Below are 16478 nucleotides of genomic sequence, written 5' to 3' on the forward strand. Positions count from 1 at the left end.
GAGAAGGAGGCTGCGGATGTCCCGGGACGCCCGCTGGAAGGCGCTGCTGGAACTGCTCGTGGAGCGCGGCCGGCTGGAGGTCGAGGAGGCGGCGGCGGAGCTGGAGGTGTCGGCGGCGACGATCCGCCGGGACTTCGACCAGCTCGCCGAGCAGCAGATGCTGGTGCGCACCCGGGGCGGAGCGGTGGTGCACGGGGTGTCGTACGAGCTCCCGCTGCGCTACAAGACCGCCCGGCGCGCCTCCGAGAAGCAGCGCATCGCGAAGGCCGTGGCCGATCTGCTGGCGCCGGGCGAGGCGGTGGGGCTCACGGGCGGCACGACCACCACGGAGGTGGCCCGCGCCCTGGCCGTGCGCGGCGACCTGTCCAGCGGCTCGCCGGCGCTGACCGTCGTCACCAACGCGCTCAACATCGCCAACGAGCTCGCCGTACGGCCCCAGTTCAAGATCGTGGTGACGGGCGGGGTCGCACGCCCGCAGTCGTACGAGCTCATCGGCCCGCTCGCGGACGGGGTGCTCGGACAGATCACGCTCGACGTGGCCGTACTCGGCGTCGTCGCCTTCGACGTCGCGCACGGCGCGGCGGCGCACGACGAGGCGGAGGCCGCAATCAACCGGCTGCTGTGCGAGCGCGCGGAGCGGGTGGTGGTCGCCGCCGACTCCAGCAAACTGGGCCGGCGCGCCTTCGCCCGGATCTGCGGAGCGGAGCTGGTGCACACACTCGTGACGGACACGGCGGTAGCACAGGAGACGGTACGCCTCTTCGAGGAGGCGGGGGTCCGGGTCCTGGCGGTGTGACGCCCGCCCGACGCCCCGTCGGCACGACGGCCGACCGGCCCGGGCATGACCGGCCCGCGCGCGACGACCCACACCGATCCCAGCCGCCACCCCGCCCCGCGCAGCACCCGCGCGTACGGCATCGGCCCACACCGGGCCGGCACACCCCGCCGGCCCGTACCCAACCGGCGCCCGCCACCAGCGGACTCGGCTCCGCCCGCGCCGGATCCGGCCACACCGGACCGGACCGCCTCGGAACCGGCCACCTCGGGAGGCCGCCGGCACGGCCGCGCCGGATCCGGCGTCCTCGGAGCCGGCCCTTGCGAGACCACCGCACCGGAACCGGCTGCTTCAGGCCTGCCCCCTTCGGCCACCACCGCCTCGGGTCCGACCACTTCGGATCCGGCCGCTTCCGTGCAACTGCTCCCGTGCCGACGGGTACTTCCGCACCGACCGCTCCAGAACGGACCGCGTCGGACCCGCCCGCCTCAGAACCGACCGAGGTCGGCCTTCACGAACCCCGCCCCCCGCTGGTCGTTGCACCCGGTCGGTGGTCGGTCGGCCGGGTCGGGCCAGGCCTGCTGGGCCTGGAGGGCCACGCTCACCAGGGTCAGCAGCAGGTCGACGTCGCTCGCGGCGTCGAGGCGCAGGGTCACCCACTGAGAGCCGGGCACGATCCTGATCGCCCCCGAGTCCCTCAGGTCCTTCGCGAAGCGCCGGATGGCCCGGTCGGTCAGCCGTAGATCGACATCACGGTCCGAGTGGAAGTGGGCGATCTCGCCCTGGACCGAACTCACCGCCTCTCCCAGGCCGCAGCTCGGGACCGCCTGGCTCAGGTCGGGCCAGGTCGCCAGTTGCGCGAGCGCGCGCGAGGCCAACGTCATGGGCCCATCATGGACCGCTCACCCCTCGGCAACCAGCTCGTGAGCAAGCATTAACCGACCTGTATCCAGCAGGGGGCCGCGCAAGGAAAGGTTCCGGCCGCCCCGAACGGGGCACGCGGCGCGCGGGGTTGACGGACCGGCCGACCTGAGGGCACACAAGTCGGCGCAGGTCAGGGGCATATCGTTCACGTCACACACAGGCCGGATCCGGTCACACGCGGCCGGGGCAGCCCGTACGGCACGGGGAGGCCCTCGCCGCCGAGGCGGGTGATGACGCGTTTCCGGTTGTCTCGGGATGTGAATGCGCTCGGCCCGTCGGTCCGCACGGGCACCGGAACCGGCCTTGCCTCTCCCCTCACGCTCCCCCTAACCTGACTTTGTGCCGCTAATAAACAAAACCCGATCGCACAGCGTGGTGCCGGGCAGCAGTACCGGTCTCACCCGGCTCCGGATCGCTCTGACCGCCTTCTTCGCACTGGACGGCTTCATCTTCGCCGGGTGGGTCGTCCGGATTCCCGACATCAAGGAGCAGACCCACGCCTCGGCCAGTGCTCTGGGCCTGGCGCTCCTCGGTGTCTCCGCCGGTGCGGTGATCACGATGACCCTCACCGGACGCCTGTGCCGGCGCTACGGCAGCCATCCGGTCACCGTGGGCTGCGCCGTTCTGCTCTCCCTCAGCGTCGCCCTGCCCCCGCTCACCCACTCCGCGCCCGCGCTCGGCGCCGTACTGCTGGTCTTCGGCGCCGCCTACGGCGGGATCAACGTTGCCTTCAACAGCGCCGCCGTCGATCTGGTGACCGCGCTGCGGCGGCCCATCATGCCCACGTTCCATGCCGCGTTCAGCCTCGGCGGCATGATCGGCGCGGGCCTCGGCGGACTGCTCGCCGGTGCCCTCTCGCCCACCCGGCATCTGTTCGGCCTCACCGTCACGGGGCTGCTCGTCACCGCCCTCGCCGGCCGGACCCTGCTGCGGCAGGAGCCGGCCGCGCCGGCCCGGACCGGCCCGGCGCCGCACCAGAAGCCGCGGGCCGGCAGTGCGCAGCGCGGCGGCCACCGCGGCCTGGTCCTCGTCTTCGGGCTGATCGCGCTGTGCACGGCCTACGGCGAGGGCGCCATGGCCGACTGGGGCGCGCTCCATCTCCACCAGGACCTGGCGGCCTCGTCGGGCGTGGCGGCGGCGGGGTACTCGTGTTTCGCGCTGGCCATGACCATCGGCCGGGCGACCGGGACCACGCTGCTGGAACGTCTCGGCCGCGCGCGTACCGTGATCGCCGGCGGCACCGTCGCGGCGGCGGGCATGCTGCTCGGCTCCCTCGCGCCCTCCGTGGGGGCGGCGCTGATCGGCTTCGCCGTCACCGGGCTCGGGCTCGCCAACCTCTTCCCGGTCGCCGTGGAACGGGCGGGCGCGCTGACCGGTCCGTCCGGGGTCGCCGTCGCCTCGACGCTCGGCTACGGCGGCATGCTGCTCGGACCGCCCTCGATCGGCTTCATGGCCGACTGGTTCTCCCTGCCGACCGCGCTCACGAGCGTGGCGGCGCTGGCCGCCGTCGCCGCGCTCATCGGAGTCACGACGCAGCGGACCATGGGGCGCTGACGCGCCTCGGCCACCCGGCGGAAGAGCGAAAAGGGGCGGGCCTTCGAGCAGGCTCCATCCGGCACACTCGCCCCATGGAGACTGCCGAATTCCTTCAGACCCTGGACCGCGAGGGCCGACTGCTCGCCGCGGCCGCCGACGCCGCGGGGACCGACGCCAAGGTGCCCACCTGCCCGGAGTGGCAGGTACGTGACCTGCTGCGGCACACCGGCGCCGTGCATCGCTGGGCCGCCGGCTACCTCACCGAAGGGGGCGACGCACGGCGTCCGTTCGGCGACCTGCCGGAGCTGGACGGCGCCGAGCTGGTGGCCTGGTACCGGGACAGCCACCGCCTGCTGGTCGACGCCCTGGCCGCCGCACCCGCCGACCTGGTGTGCTGGACGTTCCTTCCGGCGCCCAGCCCCTCACCGCTGGCGTTCTGGGCCCGCCGGCAGGCACACGAGACGACCGTCCACCGGTACGACGCGGAGGCGGCGCGCGGCGGTACGGCCTCCCCGGTCGCCCGGGACTTCGCGGTCGACGGCATCGACGAGCTGCTGCGCGGCTTCCACGCCCGCTCCCGGAGCCGGCTGCGCACCGAGGAGCCGCGCGTCCTGCGGGTGCGCGCGCTGCACGCGGGGGCGGACGGGACGGACGGCGCGGACACCGTGTGGACCATGCGGCTGTCGGCCGAGCCGGCGGTGACCGTGCGCAACACGGCCGGCGAAGTGGACGAGGCCGGTGAGGTCGGCGAGGCCGAAGCCGAACTGTCCGGACCCGCCGACGAGTTGTACCTGGCCCTGTGGAACCGCAAGCCCGTGCCGAGTGTGCGCGGCGATCACGCGCTGGCCGAGCTGTGGCGGGAGAAGGGCGGCGTCTGACACACCCTGGACTCCCCCTGCCCCGACGTCATTCGGCGTCGGTGAGCATCCGGGCCAGCACCGCGCGCTGCACGGGCCGCACCTGGCCGTGCAGCGCGCGCCCCTTGCCCGTCAGGGCCACCCGGACCCCGCGCCGGTCCTCGGCGCACATCGCGCGGTCGACCAGGCCCTCCTTCTCCAGGCGGCCGATCAGCCGGGACAGCGCGCTCTGACTGAGGTGGACCCGCTCGGAGATCTCCTGCACGCGGTAGGCGCAGCCGCCGTCGGCCGCCACCCCCTCGGCCAGCAGGTCGAGCACCTCGAAGTCGCTGGCGCACAGGCCGTGTTCGTGCAGCGTCCGGTCCAGCTCGCACTGGGTGCGGGCATGCAGGGCCAGGATGTCCCGCCACTGCTCCACGAGCGCCTGCTCGGCCTTGTTCGCCGCCATGGGCGCACCGTAGCAGAGAATCAAGATTGTTGCACCGTAATTAAATGCATTTGCATTCGATGCATGCGCATGTAGTGTTTCGGCATGACCTCTCCGCTCACCCACCCCGCGGCCCCGTCCCCGGCCGTCCGCTGGACTCCTCGTCTGTGGGGCACCCTGCTGGTGCTCTGCGCGGCGATGTTCCTCGACGCGCTCGACGTGTCGATGGTCGGAGTCGCGCTCCCGTCCATCGGCTCCGACCTGCATCTGTCCACGTCGACGCTGCAATGGATCGTCAGCGGCTACATCCTGGGCTACGGGGGCCTGCTCCTCCTCGGCGGACGCACCGCCGACCTGCTCGGCCGGCGCCAGGTGTTCCTCGTCGCGCTCGGCGTCTTCGCGCTCGCCTCGCTGCTCGGCGGGCTCGTGGACTCCGGTCCGCTGCTGATCGCCAGCCGCTTCGTCAAGGGCCTCAGCGCGGCCTTCACCGCGCCGGCCGGACTGTCGATCATCACCACGACATTCCCGGAGGGCCCGCTGCGCAACCGGGCCCTGTCCATCTACACCACCTGCGCCGCCACCGGCTTCTCCATGGGCCTGGTGCTCTCCGGCCTGCTCACCGAGGCCAGCTGGCGCTTCACCATGCTGCTGCCCGCGCCGATCGCCCTGATCGCGCTGGCTGCGGGCCTCAAGCTGCTGCCGCGCAGCGCCCGCGAGGAGAACCACGCCGGCTACGACATCCCGGGCGCCGTCCTCGGCACCGCGTCGATGCTGCTGCTGGTCTACACCGTCGTCCAGGCCCCCGAGGCCGGCTGGGCCTCGGCCCGTACGCTGCTGTCCTTCCTCGCCGTCGCCGTGCTGCTCATCGCGTTCGTCCTGGTCGAGCGGCGCTCGCCGAGTCCGCTGATCCGGCTGGGCGTGCTGCGCTCGGGCAGCCAGGTGCGCGCCCAGCTCGGCGCGATCGCCTTCTTCGGCTCCTACGTCGGCTTCCAGTTCCTGACGACGCTCTACATGCAGTCCCTGCTCGGCTGGTCCGCGCTGCAGACCGCGCTCGCGTTCCTGCCGGCCGGCGCGCTGGTGGCGGTGTCGTCCACGAAGGTCGGCGCGATCGTCGACCGGTTCGGCACGCCCCGGCTGATCGCGCTGGGCTTCGCCTTCATGGCCCTCGGGTACGCCCTGTTCCTGCGCGTCGATCTCGACCCGGTGTACGCGGCGGTCGTCCTGCCGTCGATGCTGCTGATCGGCGCGGCCTGCGCGCTGGTCTTCCCCTCGCTCAACATCCAGGCCACCAACGGGGTCGAGGACCACGAGCAGGGCATGGTCTCCGGTCTGCTCAACACCTCGGTGCAGGTGGGCGGCGCGCTGTTCCTGGCGGTGGTGACGGCCGTGGTCACCGCGGGCGCCCCCGCACACGCCACCCCGCAGGCCGTCCTCGACAGCTACCGGCCCGGCTTCCTCGTCGTCATGGGCATCGCACTGGCCGGCCTGCTGATCACGCTCACCGGTCTGCGCGACGGTCGCAGCGGGCCGTCCGTCGTGGTCGCCCGGTCCGCGTCCGCTGTGCGGGAGGCGGAAGCCGAGCGCGTGGCGGTCCGTGACTGACCGCTCCACGGGGGCGCTGTGCGGGGTGCCAGGACGGGTCCGTCAGGCGCCGGCCGCTTCGTCGTGGCCGGTCGCGCGGTTCCCCGCACCCCCTTGGGGCGTTCACCCGGCCGGAGTTGGTTTGCTCCCCGAGTGCAGGTCCATGAGACTTGGCAGATGGACAGCTACCGGGGCCGCCGCACCAAGGCCCAACAGGACGCGGCCACGGTCGAGATCGGCTACGCGCTGGTGAGCGCCGGCTTCGCGGCCGCGGTGCTGTTCGGGGCCGTCGCGGGGCCGGCGCTGCTCTTCGATCTGCCCCGGGCGTTCGGGACGGCGCTGGTGTGGACCGGTCTCGTGGTCGCGCCCGTGGTCTTCCTGACCCGCGTGGTGAGCGTGCTGGTGCGCTTCCGGCGGGGCGCTCAGCCCAGCCAGCCGGGCCGTACCAACCCCGACTCGTAGGCCAGCACGACGAGTTGGGCGCGGTCGCGGGCGCCCAGCTTCACCATCGCGCGGCTCACATGGGTCTTGGCCGTCAGCGGGCTGACCACCAGCCGGCGGGCGATCTCCTCGTTGGACAGGCCGATGCCGACCAGCGCCATCACCTCCCGCTCCCGCTCGGTGAGCCGGGCGAGGGCGTCGGCCGCCGCGGGCTCCTTGGAGCGGGCCGCGAACTCGGCGATCAGGCGCCGGGTGACACCGGGTGACAGCAACGCGTCGCCGTCGACCACCGCCCGTACGGCGCGCACGAGTTCGTCCGGTTCGGTGTCCTTCACCAGGAAGCCGGAGGCACCGCAGCGGATGGCCTCGAAGACGTACTCGTCGAGCTCGAAGGTGGTGAGCATGACCACCTTCACGTCCCTGAGATCCGCGTCGCCGGTGATGCGCCGGGTCGCGGCCAGGCCGTCGAGCCGGGGCATGCGGATGTCCATCAGGACGACGTCCGGCGCCCGTTCGCGCACCAGGCGCAGCGCCTCCTCGCCGTCGGCCGCCTCGCCGGCCACCTCGATGTCGGGCTGCGCGTCGAGCAGCGCTCTGAAGCCGGCCCGCACGAGCGACTGGTCGTCGGCGAGCAGTACCCGGATCACTGGTCCTCCCTGAGGTGCGACGGCAGTACGGCGAGCACCCGGAAGCCGCCGTCGGGGCGCGGGCCCGCCTCGATGGTGCCACCCAGCGCGGCCGCCCGCTCCCGCATGCCGGCCAGCCCGTTCCCGCTGCCCCCGGCGTCGGCGCCGGTCGCGGGTCCGTCGTCGTCGACCCGCAGCCGCAGCGCGTCGCCGTCATGGGCGAACGCCACGCGCGCGTCCCGCGATCCGGAGTGCCGTACGACGTTGGTCAGCGCCTCCTGGACGATGCGGAAGGCGGCCAGGTCGGCCCCCGCCGGCAGCCGGGGCGGGGCGCCCTCGACCTCGACGGTCAGCCCGGCCGCGGCCGCCTGTTCCACCAGTTCCGGCAGCCGGTCCAGGCCCGGGGCGGGCGTGCGCGGGGCGGCGCCGGGGGCGCGCAGGGTGTCGAGCACCTGGCGCACCTCGCCGAGGGCCTCCTTGCTGGCGGCCTTGATGGTGGTGAGCGCGGTCCGCGCCTGCTCGGGGTCGCTGTCGAGCAGCGCGAGGCCCATGCCGGCCTGGACGTTGATGACGGAGATGCTGTGCGCGAGGACGTCGTGCAGTTCGCGGGCGATGCGCAGCCGTTCCTCGTCCGCGCGCCGTCGGGCCGCCTGCGCCCGGTCCGCCCGCTCCCGGGCCCACTGTTCGCGCCGTACCCGGGCCAGTTCGGCCACGGCGAAGACCGCCAGCACCCAGGCGGCGATGCCGATCTCCTGGATGACGCCCGCGCCCTTGTCCCCCGGGGGCGGCAGCCAGCGGTAGAGCCAGAGCGCGACCAGGGCGTGCCCGGCCCACAGCAGCCCCACGGACGCCCAGGCGGCACGCCGGTGCCCGGCCACGACCGCGCTGAAGCAGGCCACCGCGACCGTCAGATAGACCGGCCCGTAGGGGTAGCCCGCGGCCAGATAGCCGAGGGTCACCGCCGCCGTGCCGAAGGCCACGGCCACCGGGTGGCGGTGCCGCCACAGCAGCAGGAGCGAGGCGGCGAGCAGCAGCACGCGCGCGTAGGGGTCGAGCGGCACCCGGTGCGGCTGGCCGTGCGCGGCGAAGTTGCTGCCGACCAGCACGAACACGGTGAACAGCGCGGTCGAGCGCCAGGGCCAGGCCCGACCCCGGTGCGGCTCCGGGTCGTCCGGGACGTCGCGCCACGAAGGGTCGTACCGCGACCACGGGGGCCCGTACCGCCACCGCGGCGAGGGGGCGCGCTGCTCTTCCATGCCCGCCACGCTAGACGCCGGCGGCGGTGCCGGACGTCAGCCGGGCGTGGTGATCACTCGTACTCCCCGGGGAGTACGAGTGATCACCACGGGGCACGGCTCCTACCGCAGCCCCACCCCGTGCGCCAGCTGCGTGACCGTGTGCCGGAAGAAGCCCTCCCGGTCCTCGACCACGTTGCGGAACTGGCCGAACAGCTCGAAGCTCACCAGCCCGAACAGCTGGGACCAGGCCGCCACCATCGCCACGGCGACCTCGGGGGGCAGGTCGGGGGCGAGGTCCGCGGCCATGCGCTCGGCCTCGGGGCGCAGGGAGGCGGGCACGGTCGGGCCGGCGAGGCCGGGGCCCTCGTGGGCGGCGCGGATGATGCCGATGAGGACCAGGCCGACGCGGGAGGCGGCCGGGACGGTGGTCTCGGGGGCGGCGTAGCCGGGCACGGGCGAGCCGTAGATCAGCGCGTACTCGTGCGGATGCGCGAGCGCCCAGCCGCGTACCGCCTCGCACACGGCGGTCCAGCGTGCCACGGGCGCGGCACCGTGCGCCGCGTCGCGCGCCCGCTCCGCGTTCTCGCCGAGGGAGTCGTAGGCGTCGATGATCAGGGCGGTCAGCAGCTCGTCGCGGCTGGGGAAGTAGCGGTACAGGGCCGAGGAGACCATGCCGAGTTCGCGGGCGACGGCCCGCAGCGAGAGCTTCGCCGCGCCCTCGTCCGCGAGCTGTCTGCGGGCCGCCTCCTTGATGGCGGCGGTGACCTCGGCCCTGGCCCGTGCGCGGGCGCCCTGTGGGGTGCTCATGCCATCAGTCTGCCACGAGAGAGAGCAGTGCACACAAAAGAGAGCAGTGCTCTTGCATTCTCGTGTCGACCTCGCCCACACTGAAGTCAAGCGAGAGCACCGCTCTCCCAAGCCGTAGGGGTCACCATGTCGTCACACGTCAAGAAGCCGGGCTGGTTCACCGTCAACGTCTTCAACCGGGCGGTGGCCTGGCTCACCGGGCGCGGCATCAGCATCTGGGGTTCCCGGGTCCTCGCGGTGCGCGGACGCAAGAGCGGGCAGTGGCGTACGACCCCGGTGAACCTGCTGACGGTGGACGGGCAGCAGTACCTGCTCGCCCCGCGCGGCCATGTCCAGTGGACCCGCAACATGCGGGCGGCCGGCGGGGGCGAGCTGAGGCTCGGCAGCAGCGTGGACGTCTTCACCGCCACCGAGGTCGCGGACGACGACAAGGTCCCGCTGCTGCGCGCCTACCTCAAGCGCTGGAAGGCGGAGGTCGGGGTCTTCTTCAACGGCGTCGGCCCCGACTCCCCGGACGAGGACCTGCGCCGTATCGCCCCCGACCACCCCGTCTTCCGCATCACGGTCACGAACTGACCGGATCCTCCGCCGGGGCGCTCTGCTCCCGGTCCAGCGCGGTCAGGGCGCGCTGGGCGATCGGACGGGAGCGGACGATCTCGGCGACCGAGGTCCTGCCCTGGGTGATCTCCCGGAACGCCCGCCAGGCGGGGCGGAAGCCGGTGAGGGCCGCGTGGAAGAGGCCGGGACGCTTCTCGAACGCGGTCAGCAGCCGCTTGCCGACGCTCATCTCGACACCGAGTCCGGCCTTGACCGCGAACGCGTAGTTCAGGGCCTGGCGGCGGGTGTCGACCGCGTCGTGCGCCTCGGCGATGCGCACCGCCCACTCCCCCGCGAGCCGGCCCGAGCGCAGCGCGAACGAGATGCCCTCGCGCGTCCACGGCTCCAGCAGACCGGCCGCGTCACCGCAGACCAGCACCCGGCCCCGGGACAGCGGCGAGTCGTCCGCGCGGCAGCGGGTCAGATGCCCGGAGGAGATGGTCGGCTCGAAGCCGGCCAGGCCGAGCCGGGCGATGAAGTCCTCCAAGTACCGCTTCGTGGCGGCGCCTTCGCCGCGTGCGGAGATCACGCCGACCGTCAGGGTGTCGCCCTTCGGGAACACCCAGCCGTAACTGCCCGGCATCGGGCCCCAGTCGATGAGGACCCGGCCCTTCCAGTCCTCGGCGACGGACTCCGGAACCGGGATCTCCGCCTCCAGACCGAGGTCCACCTGGGCCGGCTTCACGCCGACATGGGCCCCTATCCGGCTCGCGCTGCCGTCGGCACCGACGACCGCGCGGGCCAGCACCGTCTCGCCGCCCTGGAGCAGGACGGCGACCGTGCGCCGGTCGGGGACCGCTGAGCCGTGCTGCTCCACGCGCTGCACCGTGACGCCCGTACGCAGCTCGGCGCCCGCCTTCTGGGCGTGCTCGACCAGCTGCTGGTCGAACTCCGGGCGGTTGATCAGGCCGAACAGCATCTGCTTGGAACGGCGGGTGCGGGCGAAACGGCCGTTGTGGGAGAAGGTGACCGCGTGCACCCGGTCACGGAGGGGCAGCTCGAAGCCGGGGGGCAGCGCGTCGCGCGAGGGGCCGATGATGCCGCCGCCGCAGGTTTTGTAGCGCGGCAACTCGGCTTTCTCCAGCAACAGCACGCGCCGTCCCGCGACCGCGGCCGCGTAGGCGGCCGAGGCCCCCGCGGGTCCCGCGCCCACCACGACGACGTCCCACACCTGCTGCACGTCGTCCGCCGAAGAGTTCTCGCCGCTCACGATGGTCTACTGCTCCGATCCAGCCGCTGCCGTAGTCTCCCCCGCATCCTACGGCGGTCGTCGCCGCAGGCCACTGTGGGAGTATCGGGGTACTCACCCAGTTCAACGTCGCACCCACGAGGAGCGTGCCCATGAAGTCGAATCCGGTCGCCGAGACCGTCGCCTCGCTGATGCCCCGGGCGAGGGCGGAGCTGACCGAGCTCGTCGCCTTCCGGTCGGTGGCCGACTTCGCGCAGTTCCCGAAGAGCGAGAGCGAGGCCGCCGCGCGCTGGATCACCGAGGCGCTCACCGCCGAGGGCTTCGTCGACGTGGCCCTGCTGGACACCCCGGACGGCACGCAGTCGGTCTACGGCTACCTGCCGGGTCCCGAGGGTGCGAAAACGGTTCTGCTCTACGCCCACTACGACGTGCAGCCGCCGCTGGACGAGGCCGGCTGGACCACCCCGCCGTTCGAGCTGACCGAGCGCGACGGCCGCTGGTACGGCCGCGGGAGCGCCGACTGCAAGGGCGGCTTCATCATGCACCTGCTCGCGCTGCGCGCCCTGAAGGCGAACGGCGGCGTCCCGGTGAACGTGAAGGTGATCGTCGAGGGCTCGGAGGAGCAGGGCACCGGCGGCCTGGAGCGGTACGCCGAGCAGCACCCCGAGCTGCTCACGGCGGACACGATCGTGATCGGCGACGCGGGCAACTTCCGGGTCGGCCTGCCCACCGTGACGACCATCCTGCGCGGGATGACCCTGGTCCGGGTGCAGATCGACACCCTGCAGGGCAACCTGCACTCGGGCCAGTTCGGCGGTGCCGCCCCGGACGCGCTGGCCGCGCTGATCCGGGTGCTGGACTCGCTACGCGCCGCGGACGGCTCGACCACCGTCGACGGTCTCGACGCCTCGGCCACGTGGGACGGCCTGGAGTACACCGAGGAGCAGTTCCGCTCCGACGCCCGGGTGCTCGACGGTGTCGGACTGACCGGCGGCGGCGCCGTCGCCGACCGGCTGTGGGCCCGCCCGGCGGTCAGCGTCCTCGGCATCGACTGCCCGCCGGTCGTCGGCGCCACCCCCTCGGTGCAGTCCACGGCCCGGGCCCTGATCAGCCTGCGGGTGCCGCCGGGCGTGGACGCCGCCGAGGCGACCAAGCTGCTCCAGGCGCACATCGAGGCGCACACCCCGTGGGGCGCCCGGGTCGGCATCGAGCAGATCGGCCAGGGCCAGCCCTTCCGCGCCGACACCACCAGCCCGGCGTACCAGGCGATGGCCGACGCGATGGCCGTGGCCTACCCCGGCGAGTCCATGCAGTACGCCGGGCAGGGCGGCTCCATCCCGCTGTGCAACACGCTGGCCGGGCTGTACCCCGAGGCGGAGATCCTGCTGATCGGCCTGAGCGAGCCGGAGGCGCAGATCCACGCGGTCAACGAGAGCGTCTCCCCCGAGGAGCTGGAGCGGCTGTCGGTCGCCGAGGCGCTGTTCCTGCGCAACTACGCCGGCTGACCCTTCGGGGCCTGCCGTCCGCCCCTTCTGCCGGTGGCAGAGCGCCCTCGCCTCCGGGCGGGGGCGCTGCCTACGGTCGGGAGATGGACGTCATCGAACTGCTCCCCCGACTGCACATGCTGCGCTTTCCCGTCGGCCAGGCCTATCTCTGGCGCGACGACGACGCGTTGACACTCGTCGACGCGGGCGTGCTCGGCGCCGGCCGGACGATCGCCGACGCGATCACGTCCCTGGGCCACGCACCCCGGGACGTACGGCGGATCGTGCTGACCCATTTCCACGAGGATCACGTCGGCGGGGCGGGCGAGTTCGCGGCGCTGAGCGGTGCCGAGGTGCTCGCGCACCATCTGGAGGCCCCGGTCATCCGGGGTGAACTCCCCGGCCCGCCGCCCCGGTTCGAGGACTGGGAGCTACCGATCCACGCCGAGGCCGTCAAGCGCCTGCCCACGGGCGAACCGGTGCCGCCGGCCTCGGTCAGCACGGTGTCCGACGGGGATGTGCTCGACTTCGGCGGTGGAGCTCAGGTCGTCCATGTCCCCGGCCACACGGACGGCAGCATCGCCCTGTTCCTGCCCGCCGAGGGCGTGCTGTTCACCGGGGACACGGTGGCGGCCTCCCCCGTCGACGGCGCGGTGATGCCGGGCGTCGGCAACCTCGACCTCCCTCAACTCCTCGGCTCCCTCGACCGATTGGCCGAACTGGACGCGGACGTCATGTGTTTTGGCCATGGAGACCCGGCCGTCGGGGGCGCGGCCACCGCGCTGCGCCGGGTGGTGGACGCCCGCTGAGCACGGGGTACGGCCCGCGCCCACCGTCGGCCGACGCGGCCCGGCCGGCCCAGCCGGGCACATGGGTGAGGCGGTCATGGCCGTTGGCTGGTTCGGGCGGTCGACTTGTGCGGGCTGGTGGTGGTCGGCGGGGTGCGCCCGTGGTCGGTCGGGTTGCTCGGCCTGGAGGGAGGGCGGCGGGTACGGGCGATCGGTACCGGTGCGGGCCCCGACCGGTACCGGTCCGCACGAGTCGGCGGTCAGCCGACCGGCACTCCGCCCTCCAGATACAGTGCGGTTCCCCGTTCGCGGGCCCGCAGCGCCCAGCGCAGTCGCTCGTAGCGGACCGGCGGGAGCATCGCTGCGGCCTCCTGCTCGCCGGCGAAGCGCCAGGCGCGCAGCTCCGGGCCCGGCAGCAGCACGCGGGACGCCTCGGCGGGCTCCAGTCTGCCGCCGTCGAACAACAGCCGCAGCCCGCCGAAGCCGGGCGGTGCGGGCCGCTCCCAGTCCACGACGAGCAGCCGGGGCACCTCCCGCAGCTCTATCCCGGTCTCCTCGGCGACCTCCCGCATCCCGGCGCGGGCCGGCGCCTCACCGCGCTCGACCACCCCGCCGGGGAACTCCCAGCCCGGCTTGTAGGTGGGGTCGACGAGCAGCACCCGGTCGTGCTCGTCGAAGAGCAGCACCCCGGCGGCGAGCGTCTCGGCGGTCGGCTCGGGGGTCTGCACGATGTCGCAGGGGGGTGCGGTCCCTCCGCAGACGGCGTCGGCGATGCGGGCGGCGGTCTCGTACGGGGTGAGGTCGCCCGTGTCCACGAGGTGGGCGTCGGCGGTGAGCCAGGAGGCGAGGGCGGCGCGGTAGGGCTCGATGTGGTCGTACGCCCACTGCCGTATCCGTATCTCTCCGTCGGGCAGGTCCGGCGGGATCTCCCGGCCGGCTATCCGCTCGCGCAGGATCGTTTCGGCCGGGGCGAGGAGCAGATGGTGCACGGGGATCCTGCGGGTGGCGAGGCCGCCGAAGATCTCGTCACGGTACTCCTGGCGGAGCAGGGTCATGGGCACCACCAGGGTCCCGCCCAGCTCGGCGAGCATCGCGGCGGCCGTGTCGACGACCAGCCGGCGCCAGATCGGCAGGTCCTGGAAGTCACCGACCTCGGCGAGGCGCTTGGGCGGCAGCAGGTGCGTGAGCGACCCGGCGACGACCTCGGGGTCGAAGAGCGTGCTGTTCGGGATCAGCTCGATCAGTTCCCGTGCGGTGGTGGTCTTCCCCGCACCGAACGCGCCGTTGATCCAGACGACGGTCACGGACTCCCCCTCTTCTGTTGGCCCCCTGTGGCTTGCCCGCAACACCCTGCCACGGAAACCCCGCCCCGGTGAGGGCGCCCGCACAGGAACGCCGGTGCCCCCTGCGGGGGAACACCGGCACGCCCGCGGAGACCGCCGGCCCCTGGGGGTGATCCGGACGAGACCCCCTAGTTCTGCCCGAGGCCCTGTCCCATGTCCTGCGCGGATTCCTGCGGGAGGACCCGTTCGAAGGCGTGGTCGAAGGCCTGGGCGCCGGACTGCCTGCCGCTGGGGGCGAGACCGTCCTGGCTGAAGAGGTCGCCGGTCGAGTGGGCGGTGTCCTGCATGCCGAGCTCGTCGAGCGGCCCGTTGTCCGCCGCGTGGGACGGAGTGACGGCGGCCACGACGAATCCGGTGGCCAGGGTGGCGAGGGCGAGGATGCTGCGCTTCTTCATGCGCTGACCAACTGGAAAGGCGGCCGGGGGTCACGCGGACCGCGCGCTTTCCGTTCATCAGGCCGATCGCCGTCCGGTGCGTGGGCGTCCCGGCCGGGTGGGCACCCCGGCCGGAAAATTCCGTGGCCCCGCCGATCATGAACCGGATATCCTCCGGGCCGGAGCGTCGACGATCACCTTCTTCGACCCAACACCCCACCACCGGACGGATCGAGGTCGCATGCGCGTGCAGGTGAGCGGTTTCCCGGCCACCGGCTCCGACGACGACCCCCTCGGCCTCGTGGCGCGCTCGGCCGACCGGCTCGTACGGTCCGCAGGCGCGCTCTCCGACGCCGCGCTGCGTGCCCCGTCCGAGCTGCCCGGGTGGACGCGCGGCCATGTGCTCGCCCATGTCGCCCACAGTGCCGACGCCTACGTCCGGCTGCTCAGGCTCGCGCGCACCGGCCACGCACCGGGCCCCCGCGCGGACCGGGCGGCACTGGCCGCCGCGCTGGAGCGGGACGCGGCCCTGCCCGCCGGCCGGCTCACGGCCCTGCTGCGGGAGAGCCTGGACCGGTTCACGGCGCAGGCGCGCGCGATGCCCGCCCCCGCCTGGGACCACCTGGTCGCCGCGCTGGCCGGCTGGCGGCACCCGGCCTGGTATCTGCTGCTGCGCTGCCTGCGGGAGTTGGAGACCCACCACCTGGACCTCGGCACCGGCTACGGCACCGAGCAGTGGCCCCGCGCGTACGTCTCCTGGGCGCTGGACGACACCCTCGGCACACTGCGGGCGCAGGGCTTCGCGCTCGCCTCGGTGGAGGCCGCGGATCTGGGCCGGCGCTGGACCCTGGCGGCCGAGGGGCCCTCGGTCACGACGGCCGGACACCGGATTCTCGGCTGGCTCGCCGGACGGCTGCCCGCCGAAGCCCTGACCACCGGCACTCTGCCCGCCGACGCCCTGCCCATCGACGCTCTGATCGCCGACACCTCGACCGCCGGCGCACCGGCGCACCTCCTGCCCCGGCCGCCCGCCTGGCCCCAGCCTCCGCTGCCCGGCTGGGGCCGCGTCGGCGACGACGCATGAGCCGAGCGAAGCCAACACATCCGAACACTCAGCGGGCTCACAGGGTGAAGCAGCCCAGCTGTCAAGGCTTTTGACGGGATATCGAACAGTCCAGGCTCGCCTCTTCCAACACACTCCGACAGGTCCTACCGTAAACGCGCATGGCTGACCCACACTGACGGCCGGGCGTCGCCCGGCCGTCAGCCACCGTTCGCGAGTCGGAGGAACGTCCACGATGCGTCACCCTCACACCCGCACGACCCGCACCGCCCGCCGAAGACTGCTCGGGGCCCTCGGCGCCGGACTGCTGTGCACGGCGGGCCTCGCCGTCCCCGCCGCCGCCACCCCCGCCGCCCGGACCCCCGTCACCACGGCCCACGAACAGACCCCCGCCGTCCCCGCCCTGGCCGACGGGCTCGCCCCCACCC

Annotated in this window: 17 protein-coding genes and 1 pseudogene; 10 read left to right on the forward strand and 8 right to left on the reverse strand. The window is 73.4% G+C overall.

The window, feature by feature from the left end; translation table 11 throughout:
• The first annotated feature begins 16 nt into the window (after positions 1 to 16).
• Positions 17 to 796 (forward strand): DeoR/GlpR family DNA-binding transcription regulator, encoded by a 780-nt coding sequence (locus BIV23_RS41325; RefSeq protein WP_071386155.1) that lies wholly within the window; start codon positions 17 to 19, stop codon positions 794 to 796.
• A 467-nt stretch (positions 797 to 1263) separates the two neighbouring features.
• Here BIV23_RS41325 and BIV23_RS41330 read toward each other — a convergent pair whose 3' ends face one another.
• Complete coding sequence (locus BIV23_RS41330) at positions 1264 to 1659, reverse strand: luciferase domain-containing protein (RefSeq protein WP_177240228.1); 396 nt, start codon at positions 1657 to 1659, stop codon at positions 1264 to 1266.
• A gap of 415 nt (positions 1660 to 2074) precedes the next feature.
• On the opposite strand from BIV23_RS41330, the gene BIV23_RS41335 reads away from it, so the two are divergent.
• Positions 2075 to 3253, forward strand: coding sequence for an MFS transporter (locus BIV23_RS41335; protein ID WP_071386173.1), 1179 nt, complete (start codon positions 2075 to 2077; stop codon positions 3251 to 3253).
• A 74-nt stretch (positions 3254 to 3327) separates the two neighbouring features.
• Positions 3328 to 4113 (forward strand): maleylpyruvate isomerase family mycothiol-dependent enzyme, encoded by a 786-nt coding sequence (locus tag BIV23_RS41340; RefSeq protein WP_071386156.1) that lies wholly within the window; start codon positions 3328 to 3330, stop codon positions 4111 to 4113.
• Positions 4114 to 4141: 28 nt separating this feature from the next.
• Here BIV23_RS41340 and BIV23_RS41345 read toward each other — a convergent pair whose 3' ends face one another.
• Complete coding sequence (locus BIV23_RS41345) at positions 4142 to 4540, reverse strand: MarR family winged helix-turn-helix transcriptional regulator (RefSeq protein WP_071386157.1); 399 nt, start codon at positions 4538 to 4540, stop codon at positions 4142 to 4144.
• A gap of 84 nt (positions 4541 to 4624) precedes the next feature.
• On the opposite strand from BIV23_RS41345, the gene BIV23_RS41350 reads away from it, so the two are divergent.
• Both BIV23_RS41350 and BIV23_RS41355 read left to right on the forward strand, forming a co-directional pair.
• Positions 4625 to 6121, forward strand: a complete 1497-nt coding sequence (locus BIV23_RS41350) for an MFS transporter (protein WP_071386158.1) — start codon at positions 4625 to 4627, stop codon at positions 6119 to 6121.
• A gap of 156 nt (positions 6122 to 6277) precedes the next feature.
• Positions 6278 to 6562: a DUF6332 family protein gene (locus BIV23_RS41355; RefSeq protein WP_071386159.1), complete on the forward strand. Its 285-nt coding sequence runs from the start codon at positions 6278 to 6280 to the stop codon at positions 6560 to 6562.
• Here the strand turns inward: BIV23_RS41355 and BIV23_RS41360 are convergent.
• From BIV23_RS41360 to BIV23_RS41370, 3 genes are all read right to left on the reverse strand, one after another.
• Positions 6523 to 7188 carry a response regulator transcription factor gene (locus BIV23_RS41360; RefSeq protein WP_071386160.1) on the reverse strand — a complete coding sequence of 222 codons (666 nt, stop codon included), beginning with the start codon at positions 7186 to 7188 and terminating at the stop codon, positions 6523 to 6525. The genes BIV23_RS41355 and BIV23_RS41360 overlap by 40 nt on opposite strands.
• The gene (locus tag BIV23_RS41365; RefSeq protein WP_177240229.1) at positions 7185 to 8423 is read right to left on the reverse strand and encodes a sensor histidine kinase; all 1239 of its coding nucleotides are present in this window, start codon (positions 8421 to 8423) and stop codon (positions 7185 to 7187) included. Before BIV23_RS41365 ends, BIV23_RS41360 begins: the two co-directional genes overlap by 4 nt.
• 102 nt (positions 8424 to 8525) lie before the next feature.
• Positions 8526 to 9212, reverse strand: coding sequence for a TetR/AcrR family transcriptional regulator (locus BIV23_RS41370; RefSeq protein ID WP_071386162.1), 687 nt, complete (start codon positions 9210 to 9212; stop codon positions 8526 to 8528).
• 126 nt (positions 9213 to 9338) lie between these two features.
• Between BIV23_RS41370 and BIV23_RS41375 the strand changes: the two genes are divergently transcribed.
• Positions 9339 to 9788 (forward strand): nitroreductase family deazaflavin-dependent oxidoreductase, encoded by a 450-nt coding sequence (locus BIV23_RS41375; protein ID WP_071386163.1) that lies wholly within the window; start codon positions 9339 to 9341, stop codon positions 9786 to 9788.
• On the opposite strand, the gene BIV23_RS41380 is transcribed toward BIV23_RS41375, so the two are convergent.
• Positions 9778 to 11019 (reverse strand): geranylgeranyl reductase family protein, encoded by a 1242-nt coding sequence (locus BIV23_RS41380; RefSeq protein ID WP_071386164.1) that lies wholly within the window; start codon positions 11017 to 11019, stop codon positions 9778 to 9780. The two genes, BIV23_RS41375 and BIV23_RS41380, sit on opposite strands and share 11 nt — an antisense overlap.
• A gap of 131 nt (positions 11020 to 11150) precedes the next feature.
• Between BIV23_RS41380 and BIV23_RS41385 the strand changes: the two genes are divergently transcribed.
• Together BIV23_RS41385 and BIV23_RS41390 are read left to right on the forward strand one after the other, a co-directional pair.
• Entirely contained in the window at positions 11151 to 12503 is a 1353-nt protein-coding gene (locus BIV23_RS41385) for a dipeptidase (RefSeq protein ID WP_071386165.1), read from the forward strand.
• An 83-nt stretch (positions 12504 to 12586) separates the two neighbouring features.
• Complete coding sequence (locus BIV23_RS41390; RefSeq protein ID WP_071386166.1) at positions 12587 to 13291, forward strand: MBL fold metallo-hydrolase; 705 nt, start codon at positions 12587 to 12589, stop codon at positions 13289 to 13291.
• A gap of 239 nt (positions 13292 to 13530) precedes the next feature.
• Here BIV23_RS41390 and BIV23_RS41395 read toward each other — a convergent pair whose 3' ends face one another.
• Together BIV23_RS41395 and BIV23_RS41400 are read right to left on the reverse strand one after the other, a co-directional pair.
• Entirely contained in the window at positions 13531 to 14574 is a 1044-nt protein-coding gene (locus BIV23_RS41395) for an NUDIX hydrolase (RefSeq protein WP_071386167.1), read from the reverse strand.
• Between the two features lie 167 nt (positions 14575 to 14741).
• Entirely contained in the window at positions 14742 to 15008 is a 267-nt protein-coding gene (locus BIV23_RS41400) for a hypothetical protein (RefSeq protein ID WP_071386168.1), read from the reverse strand.
• A 220-nt stretch (positions 15009 to 15228) separates the two neighbouring features.
• On the opposite strand from BIV23_RS41400, the gene BIV23_RS41405 reads away from it, so the two are divergent.
• Together BIV23_RS41405 and BIV23_RS49320 are read left to right on the forward strand one after the other, a co-directional pair.
• A complete protein-coding gene (locus tag BIV23_RS41405; RefSeq protein ID WP_071386169.1) occupies positions 15229 to 16071 on the forward strand; it encodes a maleylpyruvate isomerase family mycothiol-dependent enzyme in 843 nt (280 codons plus the stop codon).
• Between the two features lie 214 nt (positions 16072 to 16285).
• A pseudogene (locus tag BIV23_RS49320) lies at positions 16286 to 16478 on the forward strand (hypothetical protein); the annotation flags it as partial.

The organism is Streptomyces monashensis, assembly GCF_001866665.1.
GTDB lineage: Bacteria > Actinomycetota > Actinomycetes > Streptomycetales > Streptomycetaceae > Streptomyces > Streptomyces monashensis.